Here is a 20,121-nt window from a genome sequence, read left to right as displayed (position 1 = left end):
CTAGAGGGAAATCTGCTTTTTTAGTACATATTATTTTTGCAACTGTTTTAATACTAATTCAGCTACTGGACCACCTGAAGCAGGGTTTTGACCAGTAATTACACGATTATCTTCTACAGCGTAAGCTTCCCAAGGTTGCGCAGCTTTTTCGTAAAGTCCTCCATATTTAACGAGTTCATTTTCTGTTAAAAATGGAACGAATTGATCTAATTCAGCTAGTTTCTCTTCTTCATTTGAGAATCCTGTTACTTTTTTATCGTTAATTAAACGATCCCCGTTACTTAATGTGATATGGAATAAACCAGCAGCTCCGTGACAAACAGAGGAAACAATTCCGCCATTTTCATAAATGTTGCGGCTAATATTTTGAAGTTCTTTGTTTTCTGGGAAGTCCCAAATAACTCCGTGACCACCCGCGTAATAAATAACAGCGTAGTCTTCTTGATTCACTTCACTCGGTTTCATTGTAGAACCGAGACAATTCATAAATTCTTTCTTTTGATACCATTCCCAATCAATGCTCTCCGCCATCGCTAAACTATGCGGATCAATCGGTGTATAGCCGCCTTGTGGACTGACATAATCTACTTCGTAACCAGCTTCTTCTACTTTTTTAACGAAATGGACAGCTTCACCAAGCCAAAGCCCGGTAGCTCTATTTAAATTCGGGTATTTTTCTACGCTCGTTAATACAACTAACATTTTTTTCTTCATCATAATCCTCCTGTAATGTTTCTTCTATATAAAAGTTCTTTATTTACTTGATTGTATTAAGTTAGAAATTGCAAATTTGAATAACCATGTCAGTCCCCCTTATACCGGATTCGAAATTAGTGTATAACAATTTTTGGACAAAGTAAACTAAAAACACTAAATTAGTTTACTTTGTATATTTTTCATTGACAAACTGTAATGCTGAAACTATGATAGTTCCATGAATATCGAACAACATAATGTTACGTTTCGAATTCAATTTGTCGCGCCATAAATTTATACATTTGATGAAGTTGTTTAGTAGTGATAGAGGAGCTAAACAACTTTATTTTTCATTTACAGTTACTACAATCAGAAGAGGTGTTACGCATGGGGAAAGATATAAGTAACCATTCAAAATGGTTTGTTTTCACATTATGTTTTATCGTTTTATTAGGACCGATGAATGCGGTTTTATTTAATGTAGCGTTAGAGGATATTGCTAATGATTTATCTATTAGTCAATCGAAAGTAAGTTGGGTTGTAGTAGGTTATTCCTTAGTTGTCGGTATTGGTTCGATGATATATGGGAAGTTGGCTGATCGTTATAGCGTAAAAAAACTATTGGTTATTTCAATTATCATATTTGTAGCGGGTTCTATTATTGGATTTATGAATCAATCTTATGCGATTACCATTCTTGCAAGATTAGTGCAGGCGAGTGGGGGCGCGGCGTTTATTGCGCTTAGTATGATTGCAGTGGCAAAATTAGTTGCTCCTGCTAAGAAGCCTGGTGCATTAGCGATGATTAGTTCTTCTATTGCATTAGCGATAGGCATTGGTCCTTTAGTTGGCGGGGCTATTACAAATACATTAGGGTGGCCATATTTATTTTTATTTATGGTTATTTCAGTAGTGGGGATTTTCTTGCTTATAAAATTTATGCCAGAAGAAGCGCAGCATACGGATGAAGCGTTTCATTTTGATTACATTGGAGCGGCGTTATTATTTGCATTCATTACGACTGTTTTATTAGGTGTCAATATTAATAGTTGGCTATTTGTGTTATCGGTAGCTTTCTTATTTTTATTCACGGTTCGTATGAAGAACGCGGAGCATCCATTTATTGATATTGAGTTATTTTCGAACAAACCATTTCTTCGTTTAATAGCGGTCGGGTTTATAATTAATGTTGCGCTATGTGCTAGTTTGTTATTATTACCATTACTGTTAGGAAGAGGGCACGGATTGTCGCCATTCGTTATCGGAATTGCATTGTTTGTTGCATCACTCTTTGGTATTGTATCTAGTTTTATTACGGGAAAGATTGTCCCTTCGTTTGGAAATGTGAATATGATTTATGTAGCGTCTGTCATTATGATCGTTGGCTTTTTAATTTTAGGGCTTATTCCAAACGGGAACTTAATCATTATTTTAGTGGCGGTTATTTTAACATTTATGAGTTATTCAGCTATTCAAGTATCATTAAACACATTTATACCGAAAACATTACATCCAGCTAAAGTTGGAGTCGGCCTTGGTTTATATAATTTAATTAACTTTTTCGGTATGGCATTTGGGCCAGCTGTAGCGAGCAAGGTTATGGAATCTACAAATAGTTATCGTTTGAATTTTATTTTAATCATCATTTTAATTTCTGCTCATTTCTTCTTATTAATAGGAATGTCTTCTTTCCAAAAAAAGATGGAGCAATAAAGTGAAACTTTAATTAGTGGGGGGCATCCCCCACTAATTATTAGCCCCCACCAATCGGGCTTTTACGGGCAGCCCGAGCCCCCATATAACTTCTTTGCTTTCGCTGAATTTTGAGGTGGGGGTCTTACTGTCCGGCAAAGAGCGGGGTAAATGCGTATTTTATATAGAAGAAACCGACTTTCATATAGAAGATCGGTTATTTTTCTGTCTTGCAAATTATGAAAAAAAGGAGCAAAATAAAAAAGGTCCTGATCTATATAGGTACAAATGAAAATTTTTATACAGGGGCACTTTAAGTTAGCGAACTTAAAGTGTGTAAAATATACTGATAAACATAAAAGATGATGAATGAGAAAACGGGTGATTAAGTTGAATAGAGCGATCGGTGTTATTGATTCAGGAGTGGGCGGTTTAACAGTAGCGAAGGAATTAATTCGTCAGTTGCCGAAAGAGCGTATTATATATTTAGGGGATACAGCACGTTGCCCTTATGGTCCGCGTTCTCGTGAAGAAGTGCGTCAATTTACGTGGGAAATGACGGAGCATTTATTAGATTTAAATATCAAAATGTTAGTTATTGCGTGTAATACAGCAACTGCGGTTGTATTAGAAGAAATGCAGAAACAATTACCAATTCCAGTAGTTGGAGTTATTCATCCAGGATCACGTACAGCTTTAAAAGTGACAAATACGTATCATGTTGGGATTATTGGAACGATTGGAACAGTAAAAAGTGGCGCCTATGAAGAGGCGCTAAAGTCTATTAATAACCGTGTTATGGTAGAAAGTTTAGCGTGCCCACCTTTCGTTGAGCTTGTAGAGAGTGGGAATTTCGAAAGTGAAATGGCGTATGAAGTTGTAAGAGAAACATTGCAACCGTTGAAAAGTACTGACATTGATACGCTTATTCTAGGATGTACACATTATCCGATTTTAGGTCCTGTTATTAAAAAGGTAATGGGGGATCAAGTACAATTAATTAGTTCGGGTGATGAAACAGCGCGTGAGGTAAGCACGATTTTATACCATAGTAAGATGCTAAATGAGGGAGAAGAACAAAGTGATCACCTCTTCTTAACGACTGGTAAAATAGGCCTGTTTAAAGAAATTGCATCAAAGTGGTTCGGTCAGCCGATTGAAAATGTGAAGCATATCAATTTAGAAACAGAATAATAGTAGATTCATATAAGAGAACTCCTGAGAAATCAGGGGTTTTTTCTGTATAAGTAGCCATAGCTTGTTCTAAAACATGAAACAGCTCGTATACATAATAGTACAAACTTAGATTTTAGGGGGGAATGGCATGCCTAAATCCACTTTTAAATGGGTTGTTGGTGCTACTGTGAGTGCGATTTTATTATCAGGGTGTGGCTTGTTAAATCAAGAGAAAGCGACAGAACAAATTGATCCGCCAAAAAAAGTTACGTATACAGAAGGTGAAAAGAAAGAAACTGCTAAAAAAGATAAACAAGGGCAAACAGTAAATAGAGAGTTATACCTCGTTGATAAAAATGGATATGTCGTACCGCAAACTATTGCAATGCCTACTCCGAAAGCGAATGAAGTTGTCCAGCAAACGTTAGAGTATCTTGTGAAAGATGGACCAGTTACAAATTTATTGCCAAATGGATTTCGAGCAGTCCTTCCAGCGAATACGACGATGACCTTGAATTTGAAAAAAGGCGGGACAGCAGTAATTGATTTCTCTAAAGAAATGAAAAATTATTCAAAAGAAGAAGAACGTCAAATTGTTGAATCAGTAGCGTGGACTTTGACTCAATTTACAGAAATAAAACAAGTGCAGTTCCAAATAAATGGTGAAAAGTTAGCGAAGATGCCTGTTGCGGGTACACCGCTTGGTGAAGGTGTAAGTCGTGCGAATGGAATTAACTTTGATGATGAACAAGTAGCAGATGTGACGCATACAAAACCGGTTACACTTTACTTTATGGCGCAAAATAATAATAAGCAGCAATATTACGTACCAGTAACAAGGCGCGTTGCAGAAGGACAAGAAAATGATTACTCGGCAATTGTGGATGAGCTTGTAAAAGGTCCGATTCAAGGATCGCTACTAAATGATTTTAATCCAGGAGCTAAGCTTATTACGAATCCAAAAGTGGAGAACGGAAATATTACATTAAACTTTAATGAAAATATATTTGTGAACCCAGACAAAAACATGATTTCAAATTATGTGTTGAAATCGTTAGTCTTATCTTTAACGGAAAAACAAGGTGTGAAAAATGTTTCTATTGAAGTGAATGGGAAAGCAAATCTTATGGATGAGAAAGGTGAAAAGTTAATAAAACCTGTTGATCGTCCACAAAACGTGAATACAGGTAGTTTTTAATCGCGAATAATTTGATATACTTATGTAAGAAAGGGGAATTGCTTTTTGAGTTCCCCTTCTTTTATTGTTATACATAGCGTACATTTAAATTTGGCTATACTAATGAGAGTATTTATGAGGGGGTTATTTTTATGCGAGTAGATGGTAGAGGAAAAGCAGAGCTACGCCATATACATATTCATACAAATTATTTAAAACATCCAGAGGGATCAGTACTAATTGAAGTTGGAGATACAAAGGTAATTTGTTCAGCGACAATTGAAGAGCGTGTACCGCCGTTTATGCGCGGAGAAGGAAAAGGCTGGGTAACAGCAGAATACTCAATGATTCCACGTGCGACAGAGCAACGTACAATCAGAGAGTCAAGTAAAGGGAAAGTAACAGGGCGCACAATGGAAATCCAGCGTTTAATTGGACGAGCATTACGTGCGGTTGTTGATTTAGAAGCGCTTGGCGAAAGAACGGTTTGGATTGACTGTGATGTAATTCAAGCGGATGGCGGAACGAGAACAGCTTCTATTACAGGTGCTTATGTAGCGATGGTATTAGCTTTTGAAAAATTATTGCAAGCAGAAAAAGTATCTAAAATTCCGGTGAAAGATTATTTAGCGGCAACGTCAGTAGGTGTTGTTGAAGAACAAGGTGTTGTTTTAGATTTAAATTATGCTGAAGATTCTAAAGCAGACGTTGATATGAACGTTATTATGACTGGAAAAGGTCAGTTTGTTGAAGTGCAAGGAACTGGAGAAGAAGCGACGTTTAGCAGAGCTGAATTAAATGAATTACTTGATGCTGCTGAACAAGGGATTTTCCAACTTGTTGAAAAGCAAAAAGAAGCGTTAGGTGACATCGTATCTCATATAGAGTAGAGGTGGAAAATATGAAGCAAGTTGTTGTAGCGACGAAAAATCTTGGGAAAGTACGTGAGTTTGCTGAGTTATTTGAGAGATTTGACTTAGAAGTGAAATCTTTACACGATTTTCCTCATATTGAAGAAGTCGAAGAAACTGGTGAAACATTTGAAGAAAATGCAATTTTAAAGGCGGACAGTCTTAGTAGACAGTTGAATTCCATCGTAATTGCGGATGACTCTGGTCTTATTGTAGATGCCTTAAACGGGAAACCAGGTGTGTATTCAGCTCGTTTTGCTGGAGAGCCGAAAGATGATCAGGCGAATATAGATAAGGTGTTACAAGGGTTAACTGACGTCGATTTAGAAAAACGTACAGCTCGTTTTTACTGTGCGCTAGCAGTTGCTTTCCCTGAAGTGGATAAAGAGCCGGTTATTGTAAACGGAACGTGCGAAGGGAAAATTCTAGAACAGCGCCGCGGGGAAAATGGTTTCGGATACGATCCGATTTTTTATGTAGAAGAATATAAAAAAGCGATGGCTGAGCTAAATTCGGATGAGAAAAATGCGATTAGTCACCGCGGACGCGCTCTTCGTAAATTAGAAGAAAAAATCCCAGAATGGTTTTTAGAAGAATAAGGGAGAGAGATTGATGAAAGCTTTAATCGTAAGCGATAGTCATAGCTCTGTGAAGGAATTACAGCAGTTAAAAGAGAATTACGAAGGGAAAGTAGATGTCATGATTCATTGTGGTGATTCAGAGCTAACGCCTGCTCACCAAGAGCTACAAGGTTTCCAAGTTGTAAAAGGGAATTGTGATTATGCTAACTTTCAAGATGAAATTGTAACTGATGTAGATGGAATTCGTTTCTTAGTTGTACACGGTCATCGTCATAATGTGAAAATGACGTTACAAACGTTAGCGTATCATGCAGCAGAAGTAGGAGCGCAAGTAGCATGCTTTGGACATTCTCATATATTAGGGGCAGAATTAATTGATGGGATTTTATTTATTAATCCAGGAAGTATTTTGCTCCCACGCTCTCGTGTGGAAAAAACATTCGCTTTATTAGAAATGGATGAAAATCATATAGAAGTTCGTTTTGAAACATTAGATGGACAGCTGGTGGAACAAGCAATTTTTAAAAGAGGATAAGAAAAATTATCCTCTTTTAAAAAAGTGTTGACTTTATAAGTAGTTATGAATATAATAAATATTGTCGATAGGGCAACGGCGCTAACGAAGAAAAATAAAATAACATATGCGGGTGTAGTTTAGTGGTAAAACAAGAGCCTTCCAAGCTCTGGTCGAGAGTTCGATTCTCTTCACCCGCTCCATGTCCCAGTAGCTCAGCCGGATAGAGCATACGCCTTCTAAGCGTACGGTCGGGAGTTCGAATCTCTCCTGGGACGCTAAAAAAACCTTGTTATCTTTTGATAACAAGGTTTTTTGTTTGTTTTAAATTAGTTATTAATAAATTTTTCAAAGACAAAACCGTAATCTTTCACGTTATATTGCTTTTTCGTATCAACGAGCCAGTTAAAGGCGATCTCGTTCATCTCTTTAAACTGTTCTGCTAAATTTACTTGTGCATTTGAAATACGGCTGAAAGCGTTAGATGCCATATCTAAACTTTTATGTGCATACTGCAATGTAATGTCGTTGTCGTATGAAATTTCTTCGATTTTAAGAAGAGCCTTATATAAATCTTTTAATTCTTCAATATGTTTTTTATGAACATCAATTGAGTAATGCTCATCTCCCATTTGAAATTTAATTTCTACATCTAAATCAATCGTTCCTGCAGTTTCAAGTGCTACGTTTTTAATTTGATATTTACTATAGCTAAAGCGGCGTAATGTACGTTTTTTGCTTGTGGCACTTGTACCATCTAAGTGAATTAATCCTTTGTTTGTAAAGCAATATTCATCCGATTTTGATTTAATAAGAAAGTAAATTTTCTCCCCATCTTCATGCATTACGTAATCATCAGCATCGACCTTATCGTAATCTTTTGGTGTGATAACGGAACCTACATCGCTTAATCCTAAAACGTCAGCTGCCATTTTTTTGAACATATATAATCCCCCTTGTAAATTAAATTCTTAATTGTACAAAAATATATTAACATGATTTTAAACTTATTTTTGAAATCTTACAACTCTGTAAGGTAAGTGTAAGGAAGTTCGATGGTAACAAATTAATAATCTTATATAATGAAGATAACAACGATAAATGAGGAGGAAGAGATGATGAAAGGATTAATCGTAACGGGTTTAACAGTAGCTTTTGGGTTTGTGGCGTATGAAAAGTTAACATATGTAATTGATGTTGTAAAACATTTAGTAGCGTAGAAAAAACTGCCATGAGAGGGAAAGGGAATGAGTGAATGAATGGAATGGTTATTTGGAATTATAGGTACTTGTAGTGTAGTTTTATTGTTCTTTGTCCCGAGTGGTATACTTAGTTCGACAACGAGTTTGTTCTTTTTAAGTTTGTTTGCTTGTACGATGCTTATTATTATGTTTTTAATGAAGCGAAGTAAACCAATCTTCTATTTTAGCATGATTGTTATGGCAATTATTGTTCTCCAAATTATTACCCTTGTTATATACCCCACAATTATAAAAGCTTTCCATTAATGATGAACCCTCTGCCGTCTGTTGCTGAGGGTTTTTGTTTGTGAAAAATGAATTTCATTTAGAAGTTTGTTGCTTTTTCGTTATGAAAATAGAATATTCCTATATTTCAAATAAATAATTTTGGAATGTTGTGTTCTCATTACGCATTTGATATATTTACTTTGAAGATCATTAAAATCTAGAAAAAGAGGCGGACGTATGGATAAAAAAGAAAATACGGTCGTATTGTTTCCGCAACTATCAGAACGCTATATTGATAAAGGTTTTTTAGCGTTGAAAGAGCGGGAATTCGAAGATGCATTGCGCTGCTTTGAAATATTACGTCAGTATAATGCAGAAACGGAACAAACAGAATTAGCTTCCGTTATTTGTTTGCTAGAATTAAAACGTATGGAAGAAGCGAAAGAAAAATGTGAGCAGTTGCTTGAAACAGGAGCTGTATTATTTGGTGATATTCTTGAAACGTATGTAACTATTTTAGTTCAAACAAATGATTATGAAGGTGTCATTGAAACTGTTGAGGAAGTTTTGCAAACGAAAGATATAATTCCTGAGCAAAAGGAAAAATTGGCGCAGCTTGCTTTGTTTGCGCAAGGGATGCTGAATGAAGAAGATACACCGCTAGTGGATTCGAATTTTGAATTAGAAGAATTTACCGATGGGCTTTTTGGAGAAAACTTTGGTCAAAAGCTAAGAGTGATCCAGAAACTTTCGTTAAAAGACCTGGATCTCGCACTTCCTACTTTAAAGAAATTTTTAATAGACGAAGATCAGCACCCTTATTTAAAAACTTCTATTTTGTATAAAATGGTAGAAAATCAAATAGAAGAAGAAATAGAAGTAGAGAAGTTTGGAAATACGATAAAGGTGATTCCAGCATTTACAGGTCATAATGAGGAGCAATCCGATAAAATTATACATAAATTCTCAAACCGATTAGAGCAAAGTTATCCAGATATATTTAGTACGATGGTTACATACTGGAAAGAATTACAAATTAGCATTTTTCCGTTCCCTCTATTAATGGATAAAGTAGAAATTTGGGCTGCTGTCTTAGAGAGAATTGGAAGAAAGCGTTTCGGATTGGCTATTGATGAAGAAGAACTTATGACAGCATACAATATTGAGTTTGAGGAATTTCATATTGCCTATCAATGGTTACTGCGCATTGAAAGAGAAGGGTATTTGCCCGTATAATTATGAAAAAGAATCGTTCAGTTATTGAAACGAGCACATTCTATGTTATAATGTAAGGGTTGCAAAAGGCAGAAATCTGCCTGTTTGTAAGAGAAGAGGAGTATAATTCTCTTACTTAATATGTTTCATATTAGTCTCGAACAAAGTATACCGTAGTTGTCTTCTAGACAATTAGTAGATTGGAACATTGTATCTGAAAGCTTTTTGCTAGAGGGTTATTTGTACATTTGTTATTTCAAGAAAGAGATAATAAAAATTTTGATCTATAGAGGTATGTGCATACATTATTATAGTTGGAGGGAAAGAATAAATGTCTACAAAATGGGAAAAATTAGAAGGTAACGTTGGCGTTTTAACAATCGAAGTTGATGCTAAAGAAGTAAATAACTCTATCGACGCTGCATTCAAAAAAGTAGTAAAAACAATTAATGTACCAGGTTTCCGTAAAGGAAAAATGCCTCGTCCATTATTCGAACAACGCTTTGGTATTGAATCTTTATACCAAGATGCTTTAGATATCATCTTACCAAAAGCATACGGTGAAGCAATCGATGAAGCTGGTATCTTCCCAGTTGCTCATCCTGAGATTGACATCGAGAAATTCGAAAAAGGCCAAAACTTAATTTTCACTGCAAAAGTTACTGTAAAACCTGAAGTTAAATTAGGTGATTACAAAGGTTTAGCAGTAGAAAAAGTTGAAACAACTGTAACTGACGAGGATGTAGAGAACGAAGTAAAAGCTTTACAAGAGCGTCAAGCTGAACTAGTTGTTAAAGAAGACGGAACTGCTGCAGATGGTGATACAGCTGTAATCGACTTCGAAGGTTTCGTTGATGGCGAAGCATTTGAAGGCGGCAAAGGCGAAAACTATTCTCTTGCAATCGGTTCTGGTACTTTCATCCCAGGTTTCGAAGAGCAAGTAATTGGTCTTAAATCTGGTGATTCTAAAGAAGTTGAAGTATCATTCCCAGAAGAGTACCATGCTGCTGAATTAGCTGGTAAACCAGCAACATTCAAAGTAACAATTCACGAAATCAAAACAAAAGAACTTCCTGAGTTAAACGACGAGTTCGCTAAAGATGCTGACGAAGAAGTTGCAACTCTTGATGAATTAAAAACAAAACTTCGTACAAACTTAGAAGAAGGCAAAAAGCACGAAGCTGAGCACAAAGTACGTGACGAAGTAGTAGAATTAGCTGCTGCTAACGCTGAAATCGACATTCCAGAAGCTATGATCGACACTGAGTTAGATCGTATGGTTCGTGAATTCGAGCAACGTTTAAGCCAACAAGGTATGAACCTTGAGCTTTACTACCAATTCACAGGTACTGACGCTGACAAATTAAAAGAGCAAATGAAAGAGGATGCACAAAAACGTGTAAGAATCAATCTTGTTCTTGAAGCTATCATTGAAGCTGAAAACATCGAAGTTACTGAAGAAGAAGTAACTGCAGAAGTTGAAAAAATGGCTGAAATGTACGGTATGCCAGTAGACGCTATCAAGCAAGCTCTTGGAAGTGTAGACGCTTTATCTGAAGATCTTAAAGTGCGTAAAGCTGTAGACTTCTTAGTAGACAACGCTGCATAATAAAATAACAAGGCGCGATTTTAATCGTGCCTTGTTTTATAAATATAGAAATATATTTATAAAACTTTTCGATGAAGAAGGAAAAGTGCCTTTGTAAGTCGAATATACATATTTCAAAAGTTTTAAAATTTTTTTATTTGTACATAACTAGTCATATTATTTGTATTTCTCGCTACGTAGTGACATAATATGTATTTACATACGATACATTTATCGTGTACATACGAAGGCAAGAGGTTAGCACTTTGTAAGGGGTGTGAAAATATGTTTAAATTTAATGATGAAAAAGGTCAATTAAAATGTTCTTTCTGTGGTAAAACACAAACGCAAGTTCGAAAGTTAGTTGCAGGTCCAGGTGTTTACATTTGTGACGAGTGTATCGAGCTTTGTACTGAAATTGTACAAGAGGAGCTTGCGAAGGACGAAGAAGTAGAATTCAAAGATGTACCGAAACCGGTAGAAATTCGTGAAATCTTAGATGAGTATGTCATCGGACAAGATAACGCGAAAAAAGCACTAGCGGTAGCGGTATATAACCATTACAAACGCATTAATTCTAACAGCAAAATTGATGATGTAGAATTAGCGAAGAGTAATATTTCACTTATTGGGCCAACTGGTAGTGGTAAAACATTATTGGCACAAACATTAGCGCGTATTTTAAATGTTCCATTTGCAATCGCGGACGCAACATCTTTAACAGAAGCTGGATACGTTGGGGAAGATGTAGAAAACATCTTACTAAAACTAATTCAAGCGGCTGATTACGATGTAGAAAAAGCGGAAAAAGGAATTATTTATATTGATGAGATTGATAAAGTGGCACGTAAGTCCGAAAATCCATCAATTACACGTGATGTATCTGGTGAAGGTGTACAGCAGGCACTTCTGAAAATTTTAGAAGGTACTGTAGCGAGCGTTCCACCTCAAGGTGGTCGTAAGCACCCGCATCAAGAGTTTATTCAAATTGATACAACGAACATCCTATTCATTTGTGGTGGAGCGTTTGATGGCATCGAGCCTATTATTAAACGTCGCCTTGGTGAGAAAGTAATTGGATTTGGTGCTGAGAAGAAAAATGCTGATGTAAATGAGAAGCATGTTTTATCTCACGTTTTACCAGAGGATCTTTTAAGATTCGGTTTAATTCCGGAGTTTATCGGTCGTCTTCCAGTTATTGCGAACCTAGAGCCGCTTGATGAAGATGCTCTTGTAGATATTTTAACTAAACCGAAAAATGCACTTGTTAAGCAATTCCAAAAATTATTGGAGCTTGACGATGTTGAGTTAGAGTTTGAAGAAGGTGCACTAGTTGAGATTGCGAAAAAAGCAATTGAACGTAAAACAGGTGCTCGTGGACTTCGTTCTATTATTGAAGGCTTGATGCTTGATGTAATGTTCGAACTTCCATCTCGCAAAGATATCGAGAAGTGTATTCTTACGAAAGAAACAGTAGCTGATAATGAACCGCCGAAATTGGTGTTACAAGACGGTACTGTACTTGATACAAAAACATCTGCATAATGCGAAGAAGAAACAGCAATTTTTATAATTGCTGTTTTTCTTTATGTTTAGCACTATTCCTCCCAGGAAATACTAAAAGGTAAAACATAGCGGGAGGAAATGAATTATGAGCTGGACAAATATATTTTTACTTGTTCAACTTGTTTTTGGCGTAATTGTCGGATTGTATTTTTGGCATTTACTTCGAAATCAGCGAACACAAAAAGTTTCAATTGATCGAGAATCGAAAAAAGAATTAGAGCAGCTTCGTAAAATGCGTGAGGTTTCTTTAACAGAGCCGCTTGCGGAAAAGGTACGTCCTACATCCTTTATAGACATTGTAGGGCAAGAAGACGGGATTAAGTCGTTAAAAGCGGCTCTTTGTGGTCCTAATCCGCAACATGTGATCATATACGGTCCGCCAGGTGTCGGAAAGACAGCGGCAGCACGCCTTGTATTAGAAGAAGCGAAACGAAATCCGAAATCTCCATTTCGTACAAATGCAACATTTATCGAACTTGATGCGACGACAGCTAGGTTTGATGAGCGTGGTATTGCGGATCCATTAATTGGTTCAGTGCATGATCCTATTTATCAAGGAGCAGGTGCAATGGGACAAGCGGGTATCCCGCAACCGAAAAAAGGGGCTGTAACAGATGCGCATGGTGGTATTTTGTTCATTGATGAGATTGGTGAATTACATCCAATTCAAATGAATAAAATGCTAAAAGTGTTAGAAGATCGGAAAGTGTTTTTGGAAAGTGCGTATTATAGTGAAGAAAATTCGATGATTCCAACGTATATACATGATATTTTTCAAAAAGGTTTACCTGCAGATTTTCGCTTAGTTGGTGCAACAACACGTTCACCAGAGGAAATTCCTCCAGCAATTAGGTCGCGTTGTTTAGAAGTGTTCTTCCGTGAGTTAGATACAGAAGAAATTCAAAAAGTAGCGAAAAATGCAGCTGACAAAGTGGAGATGCAAGTAGGTGAGAACGGTATCGAAATGATTGGAATGTATGCAAGAAATGGGCGAGAAGCAATTAATCTCGTGCAAATTTCTGCTGGTATGGCGATAAATGAAGAACGACCTTTCATTAAAGATGAAGATATTGAGTGGGTTGTTCATTCTAGTCAGCTTACACCAAAGTACGAAAAACGTATTTATCCAATTCCGAGAATCGGTCTTGTGAACGGGCTTGCTGTATATGGGCCGAATACAGGTGCGTTATTAGAAATTGAGGTAACAGCTATTCCTGCGAAAGATAAAGGATCAGTAAATGTCACTGGAATTGTAGAAGAGGAAAGTATTGGAAATCAAACGAAATCAATCCGCCGTAAAAGTATGGCGAAAGGTTCTGTTGATAATGTGTTAACAGTACTTCGTTCTCTAGATGTGTTGCCAGAAGGGTATGATATACATATTAATTTTCCTGGTGGTATCCCGATTGATGGTCCTTCAGCAGGTATTGCTATGGCAACAGGTGTCTATTCAGCAGTGCATCGTACGTATGTGAATAATGAAGTAGCGATGACAGGTGAGATAAGTATCCACGGAGAAGTGAAGCCTATTGGTGGTGTGTACGCAAAAATAAAAGCTGCGAAAAAAGCGGGAGCTAAGAAAGTCATCATTCCGGCTGAAAACATGCAACCATTTTTGTATACAATAAAGGGAATTGAGATCATTCCTGTTCGCAAATTAAAAGAAGTATTTGAATTAACATTTATGCAGGAAAATGTGCATCGTGAGCTTGATGCACATAATGATTTGGGCGAAACAGATGCACAATCAATGTGAGAATATACAATAATAAAAATTTGCCAGACTTCGTTTAAGTTTGTATGCTTAAGCGGAGTCTTTTTTCTTTTCGTGAGGCACAAAAAAACAGGGGATTAACAATTGCGAAGAATCTCTGCAATTGCATCTAGATGTATTGTAATATAAAATAGTTGAACAGGAGTTTAATTTATTATGGAGGTGCTATGTCTAGTATGAATACGAATGAAAGAATTGTGCCCCTCCTACCATTAAGAGGCATTCTCGTATATCCAACGATGGTTCTGCATCTTGATGTAGGACGTGATAAATCGATACAAGCACTAGAGCAGGCGGCAATGGATGAAAATATCATCTTTTTAGCAATGCAAAAAGAAATGAATATCGACGATCCGAAAGAAGATGACATATATAGTGTAGGTACAGTGGCGAAAGTGAAGCAAATGTTAAAATTGCCGAACGGTACGCTTCGTGTCCTTGTAGAAGGTTTACATAGAGCAGAAGTAGTTGAGTTTATCGAAGAAGAAAATATAGTGCAAGTTTCTATTAAAACGGTAACGGAAGAAGTAGAAGATGATTTAGAAGAGAAGGCTCTTATGCGTACGTTACTGGAGCATTTCGAACAATATATTAAAGTTTCGAAAAAAGTTTCAAATGAAACATTTGCAACGGTAGCTGATGTAGAAGAACCGGGAAGACTAGCTGATTTAATTGCTTCTCACTTACCGATTAAAACGAAGCAGAAACAAGAGATTTTAGAGATTGTATCTGTGAAAGAACGACTACATACACTTATTTCAATTATTCAAGATGAACAAGAGTTACTTAGCCTAGAAAAGAAAATTGGACAAAAAGTGAAACGTTCAATGGAGCGCACGCAAAAAGAATATTTCTTACGTGAGCAAATGAAGGCAATTCAAACTGAACTTGGTGATAAAGAAGGCAAGGGCGGGGAAGTTGAAGAACTTCGTGAGAAAATTGAACAGTCGGGAATGCCTGAAGAAACAATGAAGGCTGCACTGAAAGAATTAGATCGTTATGAAAAATTACCTGTAAGTTCTGCTGAGAGTGGTGTCATTCATAATTATATTGATTGGTTATTAGCTCTCCCATGGACAACAGCAACAGAGGATATGATTGACCTCACTCATTCGGAAGAAATTTTAAATAAAGATCATTACGGTCTTGAAAAAGTGAAAGAGCGAGTACTTGAATATTTAGCTGTACAGAAGTTAACGAATTCATTAAAAGGGCCAATTCTTTGTCTAGTAGGACCTCCTGGGGTTGGGAAAACTTCGTTAGCTCGTTCTATCGCAACATCGTTAAACCGTAATTTTGTACGTGTTTCTCTTGGTGGTGTGCGTGATGAATCTGAAATTCGTGGTCACCGTCGTACATATGTAGGAGCGATGCCAGGACGTATTATTCAAGGTATGAAAAAGGCGAAAACAGTTAATCCAGTCTTCTTATTAGATGAGATTGATAAAATGTCTAACGATTTCAGGGGAGACCCATCAGCGGCGTTACTTGAAGTGTTAGATCCAGAACAAAACCATAACTTCAGTGATCATTACATTGAAGAGCCATATGATTTATCGAAAGTTATGTTCGTTGCAACTGCTAATACACTTGCAAGTGTTCCGGGCCCATTGCTTGACCGTATGGAAATCATTTCGATTGCTGGTTATACAGAACTTGAAAAGGTGCACATTGCTCGTGAGCATTTATTGCCGAAACAATTAAAAGAGCACGGTTTGCGAAAAGGTAATTTGCAAGTACGTGATGAAGCGCTTCTTGAAATTATTCGTTATTATACACGCGAGGCTGGTGTTCGTACGTTAGAGCGTCAAATTGCAAAAGTTTGCCGTAAAGCAGCAAAAATTATCGTTACAGCAGAACGCAAGCGCATTGTTGTAACAGAGAAAAATATTGTTGATTTACTTGGTAAGCATATATTCCGTTATGGTCAAGCTGAAAAAACAGACCAAGTTGGTATGGCAACAGGCTTAGCTTACACAGCAGCGGGCGGCGATACACTCGCAATTGAAGTGTCTGTAGCGCCAGGAAAAGGGAAATTAATTTTAACAGGGAAACTTGGGGATGTTATGAAAGAATCCGCACAAGCCGCGTTTAGCTATATTCGTTCTCGTGCAGAAGAACTTCATATTGATCCGGATTTCCATGAGAAAAACGATATTCATATTCATGTTCCAGAAGGAGCAGTTCCAAAAGATGGACCATCAGCAGGTATTACGATGGCAACGGCACTTATTTCTGCACTAACGGGTATTCCTGTAAGTAAAGAAGTTGGTATGACAGGTGAAATTACACTTCGTGGTCGTGTATTACCGATTGGTGGTTTGAAAGAAAAAACATTAAGTGCTCACCGCGCGGGATTAACAAAAATTATTTTACCGGCGGAAAATGAGAAAGATTTAGATGATATTCCAGAGAGCGTAAAAGAAAGCCTTACGTTTGTGCTTGCATCTCATTTAGACGAAGTATTGGAGCACGCATTAGTAGGAGTGAAACAATGAAAGTAACAAAAGCAGATATTGTAATTAGTGCCGTTAAACCGGAACAATATCCAGACAGTGATTTACCAGAAATTGCCTTAGCAGGTCGTTCTAATGTCGGGAAGTCTTCCTTTATTAATAAAATTTTAAATCGTAAAAAGTTAGTACGTATTTCTTCTAAACCAGGAAAAACGCAAACGCTGAACTTTTTCTTAATCAATGAAATGATGCATTTTGTTGACGTTCCAGGTTATGGATATGCGAAAGTATCTAAAACAGAGCGCGCGGCATGGGGCAGAATGATTGAAACTTACTTTACAACACGTACGCAATTAGACGCAGCTGTATTAGTAGTTGATTTACGTCACCAACCAACAAAAGATGACATTATGATGTATGATTTCTTAAAGCATTATGAAATCCCAACAATTATTATTGCAACGAAAGCCGATAAAATTCCGAAAGGGAAATGGCAAAAGCATTTAAAAGTTGTAAAAGAAACGCTTGCTGTTGAAATTGGCGATGAAATCGTTCTATTCTCTTCTGAAACAGGACTTGGAAAAGAAGAAGCATGGAAAGCAATTCATAAAATGACAAAAACAAAAAACGCGTGACGAATGTCGCGCGTTTTTTTTTATTTACTAAACTTTTAGCGTACGTTTAATGTAACTTCAATATTTCCTCTTGTTGCTTTAGAGTAAGGACATACACCGTGAGCGGCTTCTACAAGTTCTTGTGCTTCGGCATGAGAAACACCAGCAACATGTACGTCAAGTACAGCAGATAGTCCGAAACCACCATCTGTATCTTTACCGATAGAAACGTGTGCAGTCACTTCTGTACTTTCCACCTTCATACGTTTTGTACGAATTACAAGTTGTAATGCACTATCAAAGCAAGCTGCATAACCAGCTGCAAATAATTGTTCTGGATTTGTTGCTTCTCCGCCTGCGCCACCTAGTGCTTTTGGCATTTTTACATCAAGATTTAATATGCCATCATCTGAAACTACCTTACCGTTTCTTCCACCTGTTGCTGTTACTGAAGCAGTATATAATTTATCCATGTTTATTCCCCTTTTCTGTCATTAATTTTTTTCATTGTTTCAATTAATGTGTTTAATTGGATTAATAAAGAATGATATTCTTGCTCTGTAATTCCTAAATTTGTAGCCATCGTTGTTGGTAATGAACAAGCTATTTCTTTTAAATCTTTACCTTGTTTTGTTAATTCAATACAAACTTTTCGCTCGTCTTCTTTTGAACGAACACGTTGTACAAGTTTTAATGATTCCATACGTTTTAACATAGGTGTTAAAGTACCAGAATCTAAAAATAGACGTTCTCCAATTTCTTTTACTGTTAGTCCGTCTTGTTCCCAGAGTACAAGTAAAGTAATGTACTGGGGATACGTAATGCCCATTTCTTCTAAATAGGGGCGGTAAAAACGGGTAACCTCTCTAGAACAAGCGTAAATAGAAAAACAAAGTTGGTTATCTAGATGCAAAGGATTTTCTTTCATAGGCAACTCCTTATATTTTTAAATTGCGCACAATTTAATTTTGTAAAACCAATATATCGAAAAAGAAATACAATGTCAAATGCATTGCATCGAGAAAGTGAGTACTATATTTTGGAACAATCATACATATTTTCCTTCATGATGAAAGAAGATAGAAAAGATGATGTTATAATTAATATGGAATAGTTTCCATCACTTGATTATGAGGACTTTTTTTGGTAACGTACAAATAGAGTTATTATTTTATAATTATTATAAAGTAGAAAGTTCTTTATTAATCTTACTGAAGCTCCTTTATTACATATGGAGAATAAATAAAAAATAATCAGTTGTTCACACGATTGTCAGATTCATAAGAGGAAAGTTGTATTATGATAGTAGATAAAGTGATAAAACGGGTGAAGGGGGACATGCTGCGTGCATATTCTTGTTGTTAGTGTAAATTATCGAACAGCCCCTGTAGAATTTCGTGAGAAACTCACATTTCAGGCAGCAGAGCTAGAGCAAGCAATGACTATATTACAAAACCAAAAGAGCGTGCTAGAAAATGTCATTGTATCAACTTGTAATCGCACTGAGATTTACGCTGTTGTCGATCAATTACACACGGGACGGTATTACATTAAGAAGTTTTTAGCTGATTGGTTTCAGCTTGAAATAGAAGAAGTCGCACCATACTTGTCTATTTTTGAACAAGATGGCGCAATAGATCATTTATTCCGCGTAACGTGCGGTTTGGATTCTATGGTTGTTGGAGAGACGCAAATTTTAGGTCAAATAAAAGATAGCTTTTTAGAAGCACAACAAGTAAAAGCGACAGGTACAATTTTTAATGAGTTGTTTAAGCAAGTGGTTACGTTAGCAAAACGTGCGCACTCAGAAACAACGATTGGTGAAAGTGCGATGTCTGTTAGTTATGCTGCTGTTGAGCTCGGAAAGAAAATATTTGGCGATTTAACAGATTGTCATGTACTTATTCTTGGTGCGGGTAAGATGGGTGAACTTGCACTGCAAAACTTATACGGAAGTGGAGCTCGTAAAGTAACGGTTATGAATAGGACGCTTATGAAAGCGGAAGTGATGGCTGAGAAATATATGGGACATGCAAAGCCTTTAAGTGAATTGCAATGTGCATTATTAGAAGCGGATATTTTAATTAGTTCAACAGGTGCATCAGAATATGTCATTACGAAAGAAATGATGACAAAAGTAGAGAGAATGCGCTCTGGTCGTCCGTTATTTATGGTTGATATTGCAGTACCACGTGATATTGATCCGGCGATTGATGAATTAGAAGGCTCTTTCTTATATGATATCGACGATCTGCAAGGTGTAGTTGAAGCAAACCGTGCTGAACGTTTAAAAGAAGCAGAGAAAATTCAATTTATGATTGAAGAAGAAATGGTTTTATTTAAAACGTGGTTAAGTACGCTAGGTGTTGTACCGTTAATATCAGCTCTTCGTGATAAAGCGCTAGCAATTCAAAGTGATACGATGGAAAGTCTTGAGCGAAAAATACCAAACCTTAGTGATCGTGAGAAAAAAGTAATTAGTAAACATACGAAAAGTATTATTAACCAATTGTTAAAAGACCCAATTTTAGTAGCTAAAGAATTAGCTGTTGAAGAGGGAGCTGGCGAAAAATTAGCTTTATTTGCGAAGATTTTTGATTTAGAAGTGGAAGAAGCGGGAAATACGGAAGAAGTAGAACATAAAAGAGCGTGGACACCATCCGTTCCATCTTTATAACTTGGAAGGATGATC

Annotated in this window: 18 protein-coding genes and 2 tRNA genes; 16 read left to right on the top strand and 4 right to left on the bottom strand. The window is 36.6% G+C overall.

The features are described from left to right. Window positions 1-30: 30 nt before the first annotated feature. Window positions 31-714, bottom strand: a complete 684-nt coding sequence (locus tag NSS97_RS22800) for a type 1 glutamine amidotransferase domain-containing protein (RefSeq protein WP_044442352.1) — start codon at window positions 712-714, stop codon at window positions 31-33. A 369-nt stretch (window positions 715-1,083) separates the two neighbouring features. Between NSS97_RS22800 and NSS97_RS22795 the strand changes: the two genes are divergently transcribed. The 8 genes from NSS97_RS22795 (at window position 1,084) to NSS97_RS22760 (ending at window position 7,025) form a co-directional block, all read left to right on the top strand. Next, window positions 1,084-2,409, top strand: a complete 1,326-nt coding sequence (locus tag NSS97_RS22795) for an MFS transporter (RefSeq protein WP_044442354.1) — start codon at window positions 1,084-1,086, stop codon at window positions 2,407-2,409. 360 nt (window positions 2,410-2,769) lie between these two features. Then, window positions 2,770-3,582, top strand: coding sequence for a glutamate racemase (racE, locus tag NSS97_RS22790; RefSeq protein ID WP_002015338.1), 813 nt, complete (start codon window positions 2,770-2,772; stop codon window positions 3,580-3,582). A 130-nt stretch (window positions 3,583-3,712) separates the two neighbouring features. After that, entirely contained in the window at window positions 3,713-4,762 is a 1,050-nt protein-coding gene (locus NSS97_RS22785) for a GerMN domain-containing protein (RefSeq protein WP_341114089.1), read from the top strand. 131 nt (window positions 4,763-4,893) lie between these two features. Beyond that, window positions 4,894-5,631, top strand: coding sequence for a ribonuclease PH (rph, locus tag NSS97_RS22780; RefSeq protein WP_002015340.1), 738 nt, complete (start codon window positions 4,894-4,896; stop codon window positions 5,629-5,631). Between the two features lie 11 nt (window positions 5,632-5,642). Continuing rightward, window positions 5,643-6,251: an XTP/dITP diphosphatase gene (locus NSS97_RS22775; protein WP_002088834.1), complete on the top strand. Its 609-nt coding sequence runs from the start codon at window positions 5,643-5,645 to the stop codon at window positions 6,249-6,251. Between the two features lie 13 nt (window positions 6,252-6,264). Beyond that, entirely contained in the window at window positions 6,265-6,768 is a 504-nt protein-coding gene (locus NSS97_RS22770) for a metallophosphoesterase (RefSeq protein WP_085312445.1), read from the top strand. A 108-nt stretch (window positions 6,769-6,876) separates the two neighbouring features. Then, window positions 6,877-6,950 (top strand) — tRNA-Gly (locus NSS97_RS22765). A 1-nt stretch (window position 6,951) separates the two neighbouring features. Beyond that, window positions 6,952-7,025 (top strand) — tRNA-Arg (locus NSS97_RS22760). A 51-nt stretch (window positions 7,026-7,076) separates the two neighbouring features. Here the strand turns inward: NSS97_RS22760 and NSS97_RS22755 are convergent. Next, a complete protein-coding gene (locus tag NSS97_RS22755; RefSeq protein WP_000473869.1) occupies window positions 7,077-7,691 on the bottom strand; it encodes a PH domain-containing protein in 615 nt (204 codons plus the stop codon). Between the two features lie 315 nt (window positions 7,692-8,006). Between NSS97_RS22755 and NSS97_RS22750 the strand changes: the two genes are divergently transcribed. From NSS97_RS22750 to yihA, 7 genes are all read left to right on the top strand, one after another. Next, on the top strand, window positions 8,007-8,255 hold the full coding sequence (locus NSS97_RS22750; RefSeq protein WP_001983650.1) for a hypothetical protein: 249 nt from the start codon (window positions 8,007-8,009) through the stop codon (window positions 8,253-8,255). Window positions 8,256-8,453: 198 nt separating this feature from the next. Next, window positions 8,454-9,452 (top strand): hypothetical protein, encoded by a 999-nt coding sequence (locus NSS97_RS22745; protein ID WP_044442379.1) that lies wholly within the window; start codon window positions 8,454-8,456, stop codon window positions 9,450-9,452. A gap of 310 nt (window positions 9,453-9,762) precedes the next feature. Then, a complete protein-coding gene (tig, locus tag NSS97_RS22740) occupies window positions 9,763-11,040 on the top strand; it encodes a trigger factor (protein WP_002015345.1) in 1,278 nt (425 codons plus the stop codon). A gap of 264 nt (window positions 11,041-11,304) precedes the next feature. Further along, on the top strand, window positions 11,305-12,564 hold the full coding sequence (gene clpX, locus NSS97_RS22735) for an ATP-dependent protease ATP-binding subunit ClpX (protein ID WP_000472285.1): 1,260 nt from the start codon (window positions 11,305-11,307) through the stop codon (window positions 12,562-12,564). Window positions 12,565-12,670: 106 nt separating this feature from the next. Continuing rightward, window positions 12,671-14,341, top strand: a complete 1,671-nt coding sequence (gene lonB / locus NSS97_RS22730) for an ATP-dependent protease LonB (RefSeq protein ID WP_002015346.1) — start codon at window positions 12,671-12,673, stop codon at window positions 14,339-14,341. Window positions 14,342-14,526: 185 nt separating this feature from the next. Continuing rightward, the gene (lon, locus tag NSS97_RS22725; RefSeq protein ID WP_341114086.1) at window positions 14,527-16,857 is read left to right on the top strand and encodes an endopeptidase La; all 2,331 of its coding nucleotides are present in this window, start codon (window positions 14,527-14,529) and stop codon (window positions 16,855-16,857) included. After that, window positions 16,854-17,450 carry a ribosome biogenesis GTP-binding protein YihA/YsxC gene (gene yihA / locus NSS97_RS22720; RefSeq protein WP_002088829.1) on the top strand — a complete coding sequence of 199 codons (597 nt, stop codon included), beginning with the start codon at window positions 16,854-16,856 and terminating at the stop codon, window positions 17,448-17,450. The genes lon and yihA overlap by 4 nt, the downstream gene beginning before the upstream one ends. 35 nt (window positions 17,451-17,485) lie before the next feature. Here the strand turns inward: yihA and NSS97_RS22715 are convergent, their stop codons facing one another. Continuing rightward, window positions 17,486-17,902, bottom strand: a complete 417-nt coding sequence (locus NSS97_RS22715; RefSeq protein ID WP_002015349.1) for an organic hydroperoxide resistance protein — start codon at window positions 17,900-17,902, stop codon at window positions 17,486-17,488. A 2-nt stretch (window positions 17,903-17,904) separates the two neighbouring features. Continuing rightward, a complete protein-coding gene (locus NSS97_RS22710; protein WP_002034199.1) occupies window positions 17,905-18,357 on the bottom strand; it encodes a MarR family winged helix-turn-helix transcriptional regulator in 453 nt (150 codons plus the stop codon). Between the two features lie 417 nt (window positions 18,358-18,774). On the opposite strand from NSS97_RS22710, the gene hemA reads away from it, so the two are divergent. Beyond that, on the top strand, window positions 18,775-20,106 hold the full coding sequence (hemA, locus tag NSS97_RS22705) for a glutamyl-tRNA reductase (protein ID WP_341114085.1): 1,332 nt from the start codon (window positions 18,775-18,777) through the stop codon (window positions 20,104-20,106). Window positions 20,107-20,121: the final 15 nt, after the last annotated feature.

Origin of the sequence: Bacillus sp. FSL R12-0074, assembly GCF_038005725.1 — a bacterium.
Taxonomy (GTDB): Bacteria; Bacillota; Bacilli; order Bacillales; family Bacillaceae_G; genus Bacillus_A; species Bacillus_A mycoides.
Note: the sequence above shows the minus strand (reverse complement) of the source record. Positions and strands in the feature narration are given on the sequence as shown.